At 43.7% G+C, this 17,457-nt stretch carries 8 protein-coding genes; 6 read left to right on the forward strand and 2 right to left on the reverse strand.

What is annotated here, in order from left to right; translation table 11 throughout:
- Window positions 1–147: 147 nt before the first annotated feature.
- The 3 genes from LYNGBM3L_RS10975 to LYNGBM3L_RS10985 all read left to right on the forward strand — a co-directional run bounded on the left by LYNGBM3L_RS10975 (window position 148) and on the right by LYNGBM3L_RS10985 (window position 4,659).
- Window positions 148–3,639, forward strand: coding sequence for a PD40 domain-containing protein (locus tag LYNGBM3L_RS10975; RefSeq protein ID WP_052308426.1), 3,492 nt, complete (start codon window positions 148–150; stop codon window positions 3,637–3,639).
- Between the two features lie 280 nt (window positions 3,640–3,919).
- Window positions 3,920–4,114 (forward strand): hypothetical protein, encoded by a 195-nt coding sequence (locus LYNGBM3L_RS10980; RefSeq protein WP_044492654.1) that lies wholly within the window; start codon window positions 3,920–3,922, stop codon window positions 4,112–4,114.
- A gap of 302 nt (window positions 4,115–4,416) precedes the next feature.
- Entirely contained in the window at window positions 4,417–4,659 is a 243-nt protein-coding gene (locus LYNGBM3L_RS10985; RefSeq protein WP_008182435.1) for a NifU family protein, read from the forward strand.
- Between the two features lie 356 nt (window positions 4,660–5,015).
- On the opposite strand, the gene LYNGBM3L_RS10990 is transcribed toward LYNGBM3L_RS10985, so the two are convergent.
- On the reverse strand, window positions 5,016–6,752 hold the full coding sequence (locus tag LYNGBM3L_RS10990; RefSeq protein WP_008182437.1) for an EAL domain-containing response regulator: 1,737 nt from the start codon (window positions 6,750–6,752) through the stop codon (window positions 5,016–5,018).
- 2,094 nt (window positions 6,753–8,846) lie between these two features.
- On the opposite strand from LYNGBM3L_RS10990, the gene LYNGBM3L_RS11000 reads away from it, so the two are divergent.
- The gene (locus LYNGBM3L_RS11000) at window positions 8,847–11,402 is read left to right on the forward strand and encodes a DUF7925 domain-containing protein (protein ID WP_008182442.1); all 2,556 of its coding nucleotides are present in this window, start codon (window positions 8,847–8,849) and stop codon (window positions 11,400–11,402) included.
- On the opposite strand, the gene LYNGBM3L_RS45635 is transcribed toward LYNGBM3L_RS11000, so the two are convergent.
- Window positions 11,399–11,638 (reverse strand): hypothetical protein, encoded by a 240-nt coding sequence (locus LYNGBM3L_RS45635; RefSeq protein WP_071986856.1) that lies wholly within the window; start codon window positions 11,636–11,638, stop codon window positions 11,399–11,401. The two genes, LYNGBM3L_RS11000 and LYNGBM3L_RS45635, sit on opposite strands and share 4 nt — an antisense overlap.
- Before the next feature lie 850 nt (window positions 11,639–12,488).
- On the opposite strand from LYNGBM3L_RS45635, the gene LYNGBM3L_RS11005 reads away from it, so the two are divergent.
- On the forward strand, window positions 12,489–13,052 hold the full coding sequence (locus LYNGBM3L_RS11005) for a DUF11 domain-containing protein (RefSeq protein ID WP_044492655.1): 564 nt from the start codon (window positions 12,489–12,491) through the stop codon (window positions 13,050–13,052).
- Between the two features lie 792 nt (window positions 13,053–13,844).
- Complete coding sequence (locus tag LYNGBM3L_RS11010) at window positions 13,845–16,337, forward strand: DUF11 domain-containing protein (protein WP_008182445.1); 2,493 nt, start codon at window positions 13,845–13,847, stop codon at window positions 16,335–16,337.
- Window positions 16,338–17,457 lie beyond the last annotated feature (1,120 nt).

Here is a 17,457-nt window from a genome sequence, read left to right on the forward strand (position 1 = left end):
ATAGCACTTCTGGAGGGGAATCGAACCATGCTCAAGCTTCCCCCTTATTAAGGGGACGGGAGGGGATCCCATTGCAGCACTAAAGTTGAACAGGTCGCCCGTACCCAGATTATTGAGAATTGGGTATCTCAGGATAAGCCAGAGCACTTGAAGACCATACGCGATCGCATTCTCAGAAATGAGCAACGGGCCAGTAGGCTGTTAGGATTGTATCAGCAGGTATTAGATCAGGGTAGTCTTGCCGCTGATGGCAGTGAAGAACAGACGGAATTAAGGCTATCGGGGTTGGTAGTGGAGCGGGATGGGTATTTAAAAGTTAACAACCGGATTTATGGCAGTGTTTTCGATAGCGATTGGGTTAAGCAGGAATTGGCTAGACTGCGTCCATACTCTGAAGCCTTTACCGCTTGGGTTGAGTCTGGGTGTAAAGATGAAGCTCGTTTGTTGCGGGGGGTGGCGTTAGAGAATGCTCAAGCTTGGGCTAGGGGTAAAAGTTTGAGCGATTTGGATTATCAGTTTTTAGCTGCTGGTCAGGAATTAGACCGCAGGGTACTGGCAGAAGAAAGTCGAATATTAGCTAAGGCCAATGATACCTTAACTGAAGCTCAACAGAAAGCCAAGAGAACTATACTCATAGGGGGTATTAGTCTAGGTTTGTTCTCAGTGGTAGCAATAATTATTGCTATGATAACTGCTGAAAAAATACAAGAAGCTAAAACAGGTGCGCGACTAGAACAACAAGGGGTTAATATTTTACGACGGTTACCAGGGGATAATGGTTACTATGGCAATCGAGAGCTTTTATACTCAGCCATGGAGACTGGGCAACAGCTCTTTAATATCGTCAAAGATGGTCGCCCTTTGGATAACTATCCTGCCATCAGTCCTATCTATGCTCTACAGCAGAGTCTTAGTAAATTCAGAGAAAAGAGAATATTTCGAGGACATCAAGACTGGGTAAGGAGTGTAAGTTTTAGTCCCGATGGTAAAACCCTCGCTACGGCATCAGCGGACAATACGGTCAGAGTTTGGGATTTACAGGGCAATCAATTAGCTCTGTTGAAAGGACATCAAGGCTCGGTAAGGAGTGTAAGTTTTAGCCCCGATGGTAAGATGCTAGCTACGGCATCAGATAGTACGATGCTGACTGAGGATAAAACAGAGGACACAACTGTTAGAGTCTGGGATTTACAGGGCAATCCATTAGCTGTGTTAAGAGGACATGAAGGCTGGGTAAGAAGTGTAAGTTTTAGCCCCGATGGTAAAACTCTGGCTACCGCATCAGACAAAACTGTCAGAGTTTGGGATTTAGAAGGAAATCAATTAGCACTGTTGAAAGGACATCGATTCTGGGTAAATAGTGTAAGTTTTAGCCGAGATGGTAAAACTCTGGCTACCGCATCATTCGACAATACTATCATACTCTGGGATTTACAGGGCAATCCATTAGTAATGTTGAGAGGACATCAAGACTCGGTAAATAGTTTAAGTTTTAACCGAAATGGTAAAAGGCTAGCTACGGCATCATCTGACAGTACTATCAGACTTTGGGATTTACAGGGCAATCCACTAGCTGTGTTGAGAGGACATCAAGGCTCGGTAAATAGTTTAAGTTTCAGCCCTGATGGTAAAACCCTGGCTACAGCATCATCTGACCGTACTGTCAGACTCTGGAATTCAAAGGGCAATCAATTAGCTCTGTTTCAAGGATATCGACGCTCGGTAAATAGTGTAAGTTTTAGTCCTGATGGTAAAGCCCTGGCTATGGCATTATCGGACGGAACTGTCAGATTCTGGGATTTACAGGGCAATCGATTAGGTCTGTCTCAAGGATATCAAGACCGGGTAAATCGACGCTCGGTAATAAGTATAAGTTTTAGCTCCGATGCTAAAATGCTGGCGACAGAATCAGATGACCATACTGTTAGACTCTGGGATTTACAGGGCAATCGATTAGTTCTTTTGAAAGGATATCGACGCTCGGTAAATAGTGTAAGTTTTAGCCGAGATGGTAAAACCCTCGCTACGGTATCATATGACAAAACGGTCAGACTCTGGGATTTACAAGGAAAGCAATTAGCACTGTTGAAAGGACATCAAGGCTCGATAGAAAGTGTAAGTTTTAGCCGAGATGGTAAAACTCTGGCTACGGCATCAGAGGACAAAACGGTCAGACTCTGGGATTTACAGGGCAATCCATTAGCTGTGTTGAGAGGACATCAAAACTCGGTAATAAGTGTAAGGTTTAGCCGAGATGGTCAGATGCTGGCTACGGCATCAGAGGACAAAACGGTCAGACTCTGGGATTTACAGGGCAATCCATTAGCTGTGTTGAGAGGACATCAACCCTCGGTAAAAAGTATAAGCTTTAGCCGAGATGGTAAAACCCTGGCTACGGCATCATACGACAAAACAGTCAGACTCTGGGATTTACAAGGAAATCAATTAGCACTGTTGAAAGGACATGAAGGATCGGTAAATAGTGTAAGTTTTAGCCGAGATGGTAAAACTCTGGCTACGGCATCAGAGGACAAAACGGTCAGACTCTGGGATTTACAGGGCAATCCATTAGCTGTGTTGAGAGGACATCAAAACTCGGTAATAAGTGTAAGGTTTAGCCGAGATGGTCAGATGCTGGCTACGGCATCAGAGGACAAAACGGTCAGACTCTGGGATTTACAGGGCAATCCATTAGCTGTGTTGAGAGGACATCAACCCTCGGTAAAGAGTGTAAGTTTTAGCCCCGATGGTAAGATGCTGGCTACGACATCAGGGCGCACTGTCAGACTCAGGCAAGTTGAAGATTTAGGTGAGATGCTGGCTCGGGGCTGTAAGTTGCTTGAAGATTACTTTGTGGAGAATTTTGAAGCTTTAGAAACTTTAACCACATGCCAAGATTTAGTTGACAAAGTAGCAGTATCTCCCGGTCTTGTCAAACAAGGTGAGACGTTAGCAAAAGAGGGGGATGTCGATGGTGCTATTGCTAAGTTTCAAAAAGCCAAAGAATGGAATCCGGAGCTAGAATTAAACCCAGAGATAAAAGCTAAACAGCTAGCAGCACCCGGTAAAGTTAAACAAGGTGATAATTTAGCCAAACAAGGAAAAATAGCCCAAGCAATATCTACTTATAAAGAAGCACAACAACTAGACCCAAACTTAGAAATTTCTTCTCAATCTTGGAATTATATCTGTTACTTTGGTAGTCTCCATGGATATGCTACTAATGTGATGGATATCTGTGAAAAAGCAGTAGCTAAAGAGCCTGAAAATGGACTATTGAAGGAGGGTCGTGGATTGGCTAGGGCTCTGACTGGAGATACAGCAGGAGCGATATCAGACTTTCAGGCATTTTTAGAGTGGATTGACCAGAGGTATTCATCGATGGGCAATCATGGACGTATACCAGGATTACAAAGTTACAAAAAACAACAGCAACAATGGATAGATGAACTCCGCGCTGGGAAGAATCCTTTTACGGAAGAGGTGTTGAAGAGTTTACGGGTCTTCGGGACTTTTGATACTAGAGCTCAAACATTTATAAGACGCTCGAGCATAAATTTTCGCGGCTCTATCGGCGTTCCTGAGCAGCGAAATGAGCGAAATGATTTAACCATAAAGGGAGATGTTTTTATATTTTAAATAATAAACAATAAATCTACTTTATAATTCTCAAATTGCTTAGGACATATTTCTTTTATCTGCTCCCGACTCCCGACTCCTGATTCCCGATTCCCGACTCCCGATTCCCGATTCCCTCAAGACTTTGTTACAAAATTTTTCAAAATATGTTATAATAAAATATTTTTGTGTTATAGTAGAAGAGTGGGCGCTGAGACGCCCAGAGTCAAGAGCTAGCCCGGGGACACTGGAACATCAACGGGCTAGCTCTGGCTCCCCTATCAAAGGAGATAGTTTAATTATGAGTTATTCTGAACGGCTTCACCCGTGGGTGGTAATTAGGCTGCTACCACAAATGCAGCGAGTTGTTGTTGCTCGCTTTCGCAATCGGTCGGATGCCGAGGGACATTTGTGGGCCCTGAAACGATTAATGCCTGATGCGGAATTTATAATTATTTTTGATGTCGGGAATAATCCGATAAATCCTAGGGAATAGGGAATAGGGAATAGGGAACAGGCTGACTGCCGGACACAAGTGCCTCAAAGCCTGATTATGCCTAGGTGATGGGATGCAGGTTTTGAGCGGACGGTCCGAGACAACTGGTAGAAAAGAGCGATTGACCTTTGGTCACCCTACGGGAAGGTTGGCTATAGAGGATCAGACATGGTGCGATCGCTATCCTAAACCTTAACCATGATATCGGTCATCAGTCATCAGTCCTTACTCATCAGTCATTTCTCACAGAAAGCTACCATTAACATAGTTATCATGAAATTACAATGTAGCTGAGGTTTATTATGTCAGAAACAATGGCACTCACTCCAGAAAATGTTGAAACAGTCCTGGATGAGATGCGTCCTTACCTGATGGCTGACGGTGGGAATGTGGAGCTAGTTGAGTTAGATGGTCCGACTGTTAAATTAAGACTTCAGGGAGCCTGCGGGTCTTGCCCTAGCTCTACCATGACCCTGAGAATGGGGATTGAGCGCCGCTTAAAGGAATTTATCCCTGAAATCCTTGAAGTGGAGCAAGTAATCTAAGCTGAATACTCAGTTAATGAGTGGGGAGTGCTGAGTGTTCAGCCGATTATAGCTGTTCTCATCTTGGATCGGAGAAAGTAGGGGCACGATCAGATCGTGTTCCTACAAAACAACTGTCTTCTAAACCATTGCTAATGGCTATAGCACTTACATTTTAGTTGTTAACATAATCCCTGAGGGAAAAGCTTCCAGGCAAAAGGCAAGAGGCCAAATAAATATAATAAAGTATATAGGGATTTTGGGTAATTTCAAAAAACTGTAACTATTTTTTACAATGAATTGTCAAATCTGATCAGATGTCTTAATAATGACTAACTAATAAAATAATTAAATAATTAAATTAATAAACCAATAAATTATCCCAGAGAAGAGAGTGAAAGCCTTTTACCAGTACTAAGCCATTCTGTGAAGGTTGGAGCCGATAATGGAGGACTGAAGCAATAACCCTGAATTTCATCACACTTATGACCACACAGGAACGCCAGTTGGCTAGCTGTCTCCACCCCTTCCGCTACCACCTTCAAGTTGAGACTGTGAGCCATTTGCAAAATCGCAGTCGTAATGGCTTCGTTTTTTACATCCTCTGTAAGTTGGCAAACGAAAGAACGGTCAATTTTTAACACATCAAAGGGAAATAGTCTCAGATAGCTCAGAGAACAGTAACCGGTTCCAAAATCATCAATCGAGATCTGAATACCAAAGGACTTTAACTCTTTTAAGGTAGCGATCGCATGGTTGGGATTGTCCATGAGGGTACTTTCGGTTAATTCCAATTGCAAATATCTCGGGTCAAGTTCGGTTTCTTCAAGAATTGCTAGGATTGAGTTACTGAGATTGGGTTGATTAAACTGATGTCCCGATAAATTTACAGCGATTTGTACTGGGGACAACCCTTGAGTTTGCCAGAGTTTGGCTTGGGTACAGGCTTTTCGCAGTACCCACTCTCCTAGAGGCACAATCAAACCAGTTTTCTCAGCTAGGGGAATGAATTTAGCTGGAGAGATTGCTCCCAATGCTCGATGATGCCAACGGATTAAGGCTTCTGCTCCCTCGATTTCTCCAGTTCTCAGATTTACTTTGGGCTGATAGTAAACTTGAAGTTCATCCTTTGGCAATGCTTGGCGCAATTGTAATTCTAGCCATAGGGCTTGTTGGGATTTGTCACCAATCGAAGCAATATAAAATTCGTAAGCCTTCTGTCCTTTTTGTCCAGCATTTTCTCTGGCTCCGTTGGCATGGGTGATCAGGGTATTTAGATCAAGAGCATCCCTACCAAAGCAGGCGATGCCGATTCTAGGGGTCAGGACAATCTCATATTCTCCTATAGTAAAGGGTAAGGATAAAGCATCGATCAGTGTTTCCGCCATTTGCCCTATCTCTGTCTGGTTAATTGTAGTAGCTAGCAAGATCACAAATTGATCTATCCCTAACTGAGCCACTGTATCCAAAGGTCCAACCCTACCAAGAAGTCGTTTGGCCACGGCCTGAAGTAACAAATCACCACTAACAGGGCCTAGGGTATTGTTGATCTGGTTGAGTTGGTCAAAGCTTAAAGACAGCACTGGCAGACGACGATAACGTCCCTGTCGTTGGAGCAGTAGTTGATTAAATCGCTCTTCTAGCAAGAGTCGGTTCGGCAAGTTAGTAACCTGGTCATAACGGAGTAGGTAGTTCAGTTGAGCTTGGACTTTTTTCAGTTCAAGATGATGGCGCTTGGTTTGATAAAGTCGTTTTTGTAGTCGAGTAGCGATCGCATCTAGCAATTCTTCGCGCTTAACAGGCTTGATCAGATAATCATCAGCCCCTAACCTCATCACCATACGCCAATCTGACCAGTCAGCTTTGGAGCTGAGGAAAATAAAGGGAATCGCAGCAGTGACGGGATCTTCCTGTAGAGTCTTTAAAACACCATAACCATCTAGCTGAGGTATGATTATATCACAAATAATTAAATCTGGCTGCTGGTTTTGAGCAAGCTTGACCCCACTGTTACCGTTGTCACTACTAATCGTCTCGAACCCTTCTGCTCTGAGCAGCGTGAGTAGCTTCTTCCGAATTATTGGCTCGTCTTCAATTACTAGAATCTTATTCATAGTTCTTTGGACTTAAATCAAGTGTAGTGGACATAGAAGGTGATCTTGAACAAGGTTTTGCGAAGGAACAGGGTAAAGATCTAACCAGGGATTTCAATACTGCAAGGGATCCCCCACAGTCGGATCACAGTAGCGAAACCCGATTTCCTTGGTGTAGCTGAATTTCGGTACGGGTGTCGGCTACTAACTCAGTAGTATTGGGAGGTATGTGACCTAGACTTGGTATCAGTATAGCGGTTTTTAATCTAGTAAGGTACAAGTTTTTGGGTTTTAGGGAGCAGGGACTTCGGAAGAGGGAGGGTGCATCTCATATTTGTAAAAAAGATCTCAAGTGTGGGGCCCGGGCGCGGGGCGGGGGCGCGGGGAGTGTGGGAATTTTCTCCCGAATTTTTGCCTAATTGCAAAACTGAGATGCACCCAAGAGGGAAGAGGGAAGAGGGAAGAGGAACCCACCCCTAACCCCTCCCAGGAGGGGAAGAGGGAAGAGGAACCCACCCCTAACCCCTCCCAGGAGGGGAAGAGGGAAGAGGGAAAAAAATATGTGTACCTCATGAGGATAAAAAGCGCTATGCTGAGGTCAGCAGATACTTCATCATTGTTTTCTGTTGGTAGTTGCTTTCAAATATTAACTGAGTATCTTGGTCTCTTAATTCCCTGTGAAATTTTATTTCTTAAAATCAAAAAAAAACCATGCTTGATTTTGATTAATTAGGGTAAATATAGCAGTCGCCAGGGCAGTTATAACATGACAAAAGTCTCAAACCTAAGTAAGCGCAATAGTTTGACTTCTGGCTTCTGACTTCTGACTTCTGACTTCTGACTTCTGACTTCTGCTATATAATTCCACATTTGTATAAGAGATTACACGTTTAATATTAGTCACCAAACCTTCACATTATTACGATTAAATTATTTGACCCTAATTTAATCGTAATAATTATCGTTACCATGGCATTTATTCCACCCTTTTTAAAAAGTAAATATTCTCAGTACCTTATGTCAATAAACATCTCTATACAATTTGTTAAAGCACTTGTAATTAGTTTAATAAAATTCGATTATTATTAATCAGCCGTCAAAATTTATGAGCTATCCATCCGGTTTTTTTTATCAAAACCTATTTTTGTAATAATTGGACTGTAATTTAGCGTAATTTTGCTGAATTGGGTATATAAATAAGATAATAGTCATTCAAATGGCACATTTAAATTGATACTTTTTGATGTAAAGGTTGATTAATAAGCTTTAACACTGAGCAGAGATCCATCATGATTGCCCCGCACCCAAGTTCGGGACGCGGTCAACCGTTAACCCTCAGTCAACCCTCAACATCACCCTGTAACTTTTCCTGTGCCAATTAATTAGATGGTTAACAACTTACTAAGCTTACAAGCGGGTTTATAAACGAGTTGTAAACACCCAGAAGCCCAAAAGTTATTGTATTGCCGGTCTCTTGTCCGCCTGCTCGTTCACCACCTATTTATTATTGCTATATAATTATTTAATTTTAAGTAATTTTTATCCCAATAACTCATAGAGTTAATCATTATAATTTTCCTCACATCTAAAACACTAGATCAGTTATTAATTAATCTATTGTCCCCGAAGCGGGGGATTAGCGCATCAACCGTATGACTAAATAAGTATGAGCATAATCACTTAATTTAGCTTAGATAGGTTATAGTTATTTTACTTATGCCCTTCGATCTAGCTAACATCACCGACATTGACCCTGAAGTCATACCTATAAGTCATACCTATCTGCTGCTGTAACCCCCTTTGCCTAGCTAGTTATAGCAATGACTCCAGTACTATAACCTGCTACTAGAAAAAAAAAGCAACTAAAGGAAATATTTAGTACTTATGGCTGATAGTTTACGACCTATTACGTATTTTTACATATGGACTTCAAAGTGACTACTATAGAAAATCCGTTAAATCTCCAATGCCTAAAGCACCTTAGGTGAGTTTTCCTAGATATGGAAGGCTAGCCTAGCTTGATAACAAGCTACTAGTTAACAACCAGGGTCAGTATCATCCTAGACCCCGGGAGTATTTATATATCTTTGTGTTCTCAATTAGGGAAAATCCTCCATGGCTCAACGAAAGTCAATCAAGCTTCGTCGTAGATACTTACGACCATTAGTCAGTGCTTCCCTCATTCTCGGTAGTTTGTTTCAGCTGGCAGTACCTGTATTTGCGGATGGAACTACTGCTGGTGTACAGATTATTAACCAGTCGGAAGCTACCTATGAAGACCCCAACAATCCAGAGGTTGAAATCAACGCGACCTCAAACACTGTGATCGTTAAGGTGGCTGAAGTTGCTGGTTTGCTGGTTCAACCTGATGGTGTTAATGACGTCAACCTAGGTAGTATTGCTACTGGTGATATCCTGCAATTTGACTTCGTGATTACCAACATTGGTAACGAAGAAACCAATATTGTTATCCCTGGTCTTGATAACATCGCCATCACTGGTTTAGATCCCGATCCTGCTGCTCCTACTCCTATTACAGTGACAGCTGACTTGGATGGGGATGGCACTTTCGAGACAACTATTCCAGGAACTGGTTTGACTACACCCGATCCCATTCCTGCTGATCAGAGCATTAAGGTACGGGTTGAAGGTACGGTGATTGTAGATGAAGCAGGAGCTCCGATTAATGTCCAGTTAGGTGATACCGAACCTAACGACAACAGTCCTGCTACTGATAACCAGCCGGATGCTGATGATGGTTCCAATCCTAACGAGGTTCGTACCCAAGATGCTGATCCTACCGAAGCTCCGGTCAATGGTGAGCGTGAGGGTTCTGCGTTCCAAGAGGTCTTACTCTCTACGGAGATTAAGGAACTAGCAACCATCACTGTTCTCAAGCGAATCATAGGTCCAAATAATATTGAGCTAGTTGATAAGGGTGATAACCCTGAAGATGCTAGCGATGACAAAATTACCTATCGCTTAGACTTCCGGGTTGAGTCCTCTAACCCAGCGATTAATTTCCAAGCTGCAGATCTCGAAGGAACTAGCATTACCCTTGATGGTGCGCCAGTCCAGCGTGTCTTGGTCTCTGATGTCATTCCCGAAGGTACAGTATTTGACCCTGACGCAACGGCTAATCCACCAGCAGGCTGGACAGTGGTCTACTCTGATGATGACCCAGCGGTGACTGGTCGTGACGCCCTGAGCGTAGACTGGTCTATTACCCCGCCAGCTGCTAGTGAGGTTAAGCGCATTGGTTTCATTTTTGACGGTCATATTGATGCAGGAACCTCCACTGAAGGTGATGGCAATGGCTTCACTTTTGGTGTGATTACCAGTGGCTTACCCACTGCTGGTGGTGAAGTCGCTAACATTGCTCAGGCATTTGGTGAAACTGTCGGTGACCCAACGGATGAAGTGGTCTACGATGAATCCGGTGACCAAAATCCCAACAACTACAATGATGATGGTACACCACCCGATGAGACAGGTACCGACTTCAACCCAGCTACAGACCTTGGTATTGCCAATCCCAGTGCTGATGGTGTTGATGAAGACAATAACAATACAGGTGAAGGACCTAAGGGTGAAGACACTGTAGTTACCATTACTGCAGAGATTGAGACTAAGAGTCAAATCCTCAATGGTCCGGAGGATCGACCCAACGCCATTGGTCCAACCAATGACAATGATGACTTCACTAACCAGTCCACAACTATTCCAGCTGGATTAGCTCAGGGTCAGCCCATTCCAGATCCAGGTGAGGTCATCTTCAACAATACTGTTGAGAACCCCAATACTACTAATTTGGATAACGTAACCTTGTTGCCAATTGCCCCTTCACTGGGTACTGCGGCGACTAATGACCCTCAAGTTAATCCTCAATTCACCACTCCAGTAGAGTTTGGACCAAATAACCAGATTCCTGATGGTACTACGGTCAGGATCAGGTACACCCCAGATACAGGTACGCCTCTTGAGGCGACCTACACCTACACTGAAGATGGTGGTTTTACCACTACTGATCCAGCGGTTAATGTTGGTACTCTCACACCAGGTCAGCAATTGGATTACGAGGTAATTGTTGACTTACCTGCTAATACGCCTCAAGTTCAAGGTTACGGGATTCCGATTGTTTCCTTCGTGGACAACAACCCGAACGGAGACTTTGATGTCACTCAGGAAACCGTCTTCAACATCACTGTTGACCGGGTCTACACTGGCTACATGCAGATGGTGAAAGAAGCTCGAATTCTCGATACTGATGGTGTAACAGTGATTGAGGAATTCACCACCGGAACTCCCACAGGTGATCCTGAGGAGGGTGGCCTCACTGAACGAGCTAAGCCTGGTCAGTTTATCGAGTACCGAATCACCTACACCAATATCTCTGAACCACTAGTGGGTGCTGGTAACGTAATTTTGGATGCTAACAACTTCACCATTACTGAGGATGGCGAACAAGCTCCTAACAACTGGGTTACTGTCACCACTCACGAGCAGGGAACTGAGCCATCTCAGGGTACTGTGGAGTACTTTAATAAAACCTTATCCTTTGGAAATAGTGACCCAGCTAGCGGTGAAGAGGTAACTAAGTACGTCAATGAGGTTGGTACTGTTGCTCCTGGGGACAATGGTTCCTTTGTCTTCCGTCGTAAGGTTGACTAATCCTTGATGCTCTGAAGTAGGAAGTATAGCGCTACGCGCAAGGCAAGAGGAATCCCCCCTAACTCATAAGGGTAGGTTTTTAACAAAGACGTGAGCTGTGGGGTGTGGGGTGTGGGGTGTGGGGTGTGGGGTGTGGGGTGGGGTGTGGGTTGACCGGGTGTGGGGTGTGGGGTTTGTCGTTCAAAATCATCATTTCTTCGTTGTTTTCCTTTTCCTCTCCCTCTGGGTCGCCCCATGTTTGACCCTAATGTAAAAAACCTACCCCTGTGAGCCTTAAGAAGGGGGGCAGGCAAGAGGCAAAAGTTGACTACAAAAGCGCAGGTGCGCTCTTACCATTAAGAATTAATTCGCCACGGGTCGCACCTTTTTCAGCTTTGATCAATGTCAAACACCTGAATGCTTAGTGCTATATGAAGTAGGGGCGCTGCTGAATTGAAGTATGAATGCGCGATTGTTTAGTTTTCGCCAAGCCCCTGTGGGTTCCCCGAGCGAGCAATCCCTCGCTCGGGGGACGCAAGAGAGTTTTGTTCCCCCCAAGCGAGCAATCCCTCGCTTGGGGGGCTAGGGGGGCAAAATCATACCCAGAATCAGCAACGCCGAAGTAGGAATTATGAAGTAGGAAGTATGAAGTATAGCAGTCGCCAGGGCAGTTAGGACATGACAAAAGTCTCACACCCTTTGTAAGCGATGCAGAGGTGCGACCCGTGGCGAATTTAATTCGCCAACGGAAAGCGCACCTAAGCGGTCTTGGGGGTTTCCCCCACTCGCTATTGCATCAAGAAGCGCAAGAGTTTGACTTCTGACAAATGACTTCTGACAAATGACTTCTGCTATATGAAGTAGGAATTATGACATGATACGTGTAACTCCTGGTTGTTGACCACGTTTTGAGTCAATCTTTAGTGAGCCACTAATCAAGTCATTTCAGGCTACCCTACCGGAACGCTATCCGGCCAACAGCCTTCATACTTCAGCCTTCATACTTCAGCCTCCATACTTCAGCCTTCATACTTCAGCCCCCATACTTCAGTCTTCAAGCTTCAGCGTTCTATAAAATTGTTGTAATTCTCAAGAGGTTTATTGCAAATGAAACGTTCATCAATTCTAGGTCTGGGTGCGATCGCATTCATGGTTGCTGTCCCTTTTGTAGGTAAGACTCCTGTATTAGCTGGTTTACAGGAAGCTGGGGAAGTGATTGTCCAAAACATCATGCGCCCGAAAGTGCAGTTGAAATTAGTGGCTCAGAAGAAGATAGTAGAAGTTGATAGTGAAGGTAAAGAAAATATTACTTGGCAAGCCCTAGAGAACAAAGCCGTTGTCAAACCAGGAGATACCCTTCGTTACACTGTCAAAGGTGAAAATGCTGGGGAAGTGGAAGCTGACAATCTGATGGTTACCCAACCTATTCCTCGCGCTACCATGTATATTCTTGATTCTGCTAGCAACAGCAATGGAGCAACGATAACTTACAGCATTGATAATGGAGAGACTTTTATAGAACAACCTACTATTGAAGTCACCCTTGAAGATGGCACGGTAGAAACTAGACCTGCCCCTGCTTCAGCTTACACTCACGTTCGCTTTGAGTTTCCAGAAGCTCTCGATCCCAAAGCAGTTTTAGAAGCATCTTATGATGTGAATGTTCGCTAGTAATTAGTGATTAGTGATTAGTGATTAGTGATTAGTGATTAGTGATTAGTGATTAGTTGCTAGTTAGTACTTAGAAGTCATTTGTAAATACCAATAAAATCTTGTTAATTACAAATAACTTATAAATCAGGACTCATAAATCGTCAGCATATGCGCTACAGATGGTGCTACTTGAGGTTCGGTCAGCGGTCAGCGGTCGGTGGTCAGCCGTGAGCTAAAAGCTCACGCTACTTGAGGTGCCGTCAGCTGTTGGCCACAGGCCCAAAGCTGATCGCTGATAGCTTACTAAAAATCCTAACTAATGACTAATCACTTAAGCTTATAATTTTGTTATTTTTAGAACATAATTACAGGTAATTAAATAATTTATTTAGTAGTCACTATTACTCATTCAGTTGTAACAGTTTTTATCTGGCTAAATAAAACTCCGTAGTAATAAATTCATAACCATAAATAATTTAATTATAAGTATTAGGCGTTGGGTATTAGGCGTTAAGTATTATGTAAAATTAAAGCAGTTTACAGCCTCGTTGCTGTAGCCGGTTCGCTTCATAATCAGAAGACTACAGCCTAAAACCTAAAGCCTAGAGCAGAATAATTCTATTTTTTTAAAAAAAAGCCAGCATAAGTACTGCCTAAAAAAATCAGCGCAACCCGCGCTATTTTTTGATTATTTTTGCCTGATTTTTATAATTTTGCTTAATTTTTATAAAACTTATAAAACCTAAATTTTAATTTTTATAAAAACACCCAATTTCAATCAACAAAAATATCCAGTGATTTACTATCAAAATGTGCAAATCAACCCCTGACTGGAAAAAACGTTTACCAAAGCTGCTAGCAACAGTTTTGATAGGAGGTGTCTTACCAACATCTCCACCAGTACTGTCGCAAACTCAGCCAGCAGAAATTTCAGCAACAACCGGTAAGACACCGCTACAGTGTACAGCTCCTGAAACAGTAGGAGCAACTGTGATCAATCAAGTCACTTATCGGTACCAAATGCCTCGTGGTCCAAGGGGAAGATTCTCTCGACCTAGTGAGTTATTCATTACTGGTACTTCTAGCAAAGTTAAGAGTGAAACCTCTAAACAAGGAACTCTCAATCTGGTATCTCAGGGGATTAAAGATGGGGAAGGCCAGTTGGTGTTTGGCTTAGGTGCTATGACTGATGCCCTGGAGGATGAACTAGTAACCTTGGGCTTTACTTCAGAGGAAGCTAGCAATGCCAGTATCAAAGCAGTAATGAGTTTTGCTAATTCATCCACTGACACTACCGCTGATCAAGTCATCACTGCTGCCAAAACCGCTATTGAGGAAGCAATACCGAATAAAGCTGCCGTCTTAAATGGGGAGAATAGTCAGGCCGATCAAGTCATGGCTCTAGTCTTTACTGGACTAGCTCAACAGGGCTTAGAATCCATTGGTATTGCTGAAGCCGATGCCACAACTGCCCAAAATACCGCAGCTGGTTTAATCCCAACTGACTTGAGTAGTACTACTTTTACCGATATTCGCCAGCAAGCATTTGATGAAGCGCTCAATGCTATCCCTGAACAACAACAACTCCTGATCCAAGCTAAAGACTCTCTTGAGCAAGACCTAGTAAACATTCAGTCTGGTCAAGGGTCGCGGGTGCAATCGGGAGATATTGTGAGTTTCCGTTATGCCTTGCTTAACACCGGAGATGCAGCGATTGAGATACAAACTCCCCAAGCCAGCGTTATTGCTCAAAGTGGCTTAGTCGGTTCAGCTTCGATTGGCAATGTTACTGTTGAGGGTTTGGAGGAAACCCCGGAAACACTGAAAATCGAGCCTGGGCAGGAGGTGGTGCTGAATGTGCAAGTGGCACTTAACGCTGCTGCTGAAGACAATGATCAGCAAACTATAGCCTTAGGGTTTAGCAGTAATTGTGGTCAAGACAATACCTCCCAAGAAACAGCACAACAGACCATAGCTACTATAGCTCCTACACCTGACCCCAGGTTGGAACTGATTGACCCGTTTGGAGAAATCCGGGGTTGTAACAATGAACTGTTGGATGACTATACCGGATTTAGCGTTGGCTTATTTGAACCAGACCCCAATGACCCCACAGGATTCTTGAGTGCTGTAGAACTGACCACCACTGAAGTTCCCGATGACCCCAATAACACCATTCCGGAAGGGATTGAACCTAATACTACCAATGCCAATCCCTTTTTCCTTAACAATGACGACAATGAAAACCGAGGTAGATACAGCTTTCTGTTTGATCGAGACCGAGGTCAGTTAGAGCAAGGTCGAAGCTACATTTTGGTGGTTAATCCACCCGATAATAGCAACTTCCTACAACGGCGCATTCGCTTGACCATCAATAATGTTGATGAAGCCCAAGGTATAGTTTCCTATACTGCTACGTCTTTAGATGGTCTACCGATTACTACGGATGCCAATCCCACAGAGGTACAGGGTGAATTCCTGATTCGGAATGCCAAACGGGAAGGTCTGGTTTTGGGATTGTTGAATGTAGATACGGGTATTTGTGACCTTGAATCGATTCGGATTACCAAGAGCGCAGACCGAGCTACCGCTGAACCAGGAGATACTATCATCTACCGCCTCTCTTTGCGCAATCTAGCCCGTAGTGCTGTGGTTGACATTGTAGTGACTGACGACTTACCCCTAGGATTCACATTGGTTGAAGATTCTGTCCGGGGCGAGTTACAGCAAGAATCAATGGAGATTGAAACCACACGAGATGGGGCAAGAATTACTTTCAGGGTAGCAGAGCCAATTCCAGAAGGTGGAGTATTGAACATTGCTTATGGGGTGCAAGTCACCCCAGATGGCATCCGGGGTGACGGGGAGAACTCAGCAATTGTTGCTGCGGAACGGGATGACAACGGCTGGGATATCAAAGATGGTCCAGTGGTTCATCGAGTACGAATTGATCCCGGCATTATTTCCGATTGCGGCACTTTACTAGGTCGAGTATTTGTAGACAAAAACTTTGATGGTCATCAGCAACCAGGAGAACCGGGCGTTCCTAATGCGGTGATCTTTATGGAAAACGGTAACCGAATTACCACTGATGCCAATGGTCTGTTCTCGGTTAAGAACGTTCTACCGGGATACCACACTGGAGCTTTAGACCTGACTAGCCTTCCAGGTTACACCCTAGCTCCCAATACCCATTTCAATGAGGGCAACAGCCAATCCCGACTCGTGCGTTTAGAACCTGGTGGTATGGCACGCATGAACTTTGCAGTCACTCCGACCTTCAACGAAGAGGATCAGCAATGAAATTAACTAACAATTATAACACATCTTGTAAACTACAGCTAATGGGAGCGATCGCTGGTAGCGTCACCATGGTGCTGTATCCTGCGATCGCTGAAGCTGAATCAACCCAAGCAGCAGAGGATAAATTACCAGTCATTGACCTGAAGCCAAGTCAACTACCTAGCCTTGATCTCAAACAAGAACCGATCCTCAGCTTCAATCCCGGTCTGGTTCCCTCCCTAAACCAAAATGAGCAATCAACAACAATTGCTCTGAGACAGTCTTCCAGTTTTAACATCAACGATGGACAATTTCCTAGGTTTGATGTGAGGTCAGATCAAGTCCCTAGACTGAACTTGAAACGAGAACCTATCGTTAGTTTCAACTCGACTCTGACTCCCTCACCAATCCAACAGACAGAGCCATCCTCAGACATCGCCCTTGCACCTGTAGTGGACTTGAGTACAAGTCGGCTACCTAGTTTTGACCTACTGCCTGGTCAACTACCTCAGCTAAATTCACCAAAAGCTCTACTTGCTAATCTAGACCTGAAACAACAGCAAAGGGTTAGTCTCAATCGTGTTAATACTGAAGCTAGACAAACTATACCGATCGCAGCAACTAGCTCAGATACTGAAATTACAATCGCACCTGATATCGATATCCAAGTCGGAGACTTACCTGAGTTTGCGGTTAATGGTGAATTACCTAACTTAGATTTAAGTAACGCTCAATTAGACCACCTTCAACTGCGTACGCAACAAACTGTTAGTCTCAATCCTACGGTTAATAATGAAGCTAGACAAACTATACCGATTCCAGAAACTCAGTTAGACCAAGAGATTGCTTATGCACCTGATATCGATATCCAAGTCGGAGACTTACCTGAGTTTGCGGTTAATGGTGAATTACCTAACTTAGATTTAAGTAACGCTCAATTGGACAACCTTCAACTGCGTACGCAACAAACTGTTAGTCTCAATCCTACGGTTAATAATGAAGCTAGACAAACTATACCGATTCCAGAAACTCAGTTAGACCAAGAGATTGCTTATGCACCTGGTATCGATATCCAAGTCGGAGACTTACCTGAGTTTGCGGTTAATGGTGAGCAATTACCTAACTTAGATTTAAGTAACGC

The sequence above is a fragment of the Moorena producens 3L genome, assembly GCF_000211815.1.
Classification (GTDB): Bacteria; Cyanobacteriota; Cyanobacteriia; order Cyanobacteriales; family Coleofasciculaceae; genus Moorena; species Moorena producens.

What these genes read in the sequence shown, in the direction of transcription:
- LYNGBM3L_RS10980 (WP_044492654.1), top strand. Translation starts at nt 3,920, where the DNA reads ATGAGTTATTCTGAACGGCTTCACCCGTGGGTGGTAATTAGGCTGCTA.
- LYNGBM3L_RS10985 (WP_008182435.1), top strand. Translation starts at nt 4,417, where the DNA reads ATGTCAGAAACAATGGCACTCACTCCAGAAAATGTTGAAACAGTCCTG.
- LYNGBM3L_RS10990 (WP_008182437.1), bottom strand. Translation starts at nt 6,752, where the DNA reads ATGAATAAGATTCTAGTAATTGAAGACGAGCCAATAATTCGGAAGAAG.
- LYNGBM3L_RS11000 (WP_008182442.1), top strand. Translation starts at nt 8,847, where the DNA reads ATGGCTCAACGAAAGTCAATCAAGCTTCGTCGTAGATACTTACGACCA.
- LYNGBM3L_RS45635 (WP_071986856.1), bottom strand. Translation starts at nt 11,638, where the DNA reads ATGGGGCGACCCAGAGGGAGAGGAAAAGGAAAACAACGAAGAAATGAT.
- LYNGBM3L_RS11005 (WP_044492655.1), top strand. Translation starts at nt 12,489, where the DNA reads ATGAAACGTTCATCAATTCTAGGTCTGGGTGCGATCGCATTCATGGTT.
- LYNGBM3L_RS11010 (WP_008182445.1), top strand. Translation starts at nt 13,845, where the DNA reads ATGTGCAAATCAACCCCTGACTGGAAAAAACGTTTACCAAAGCTGCTA.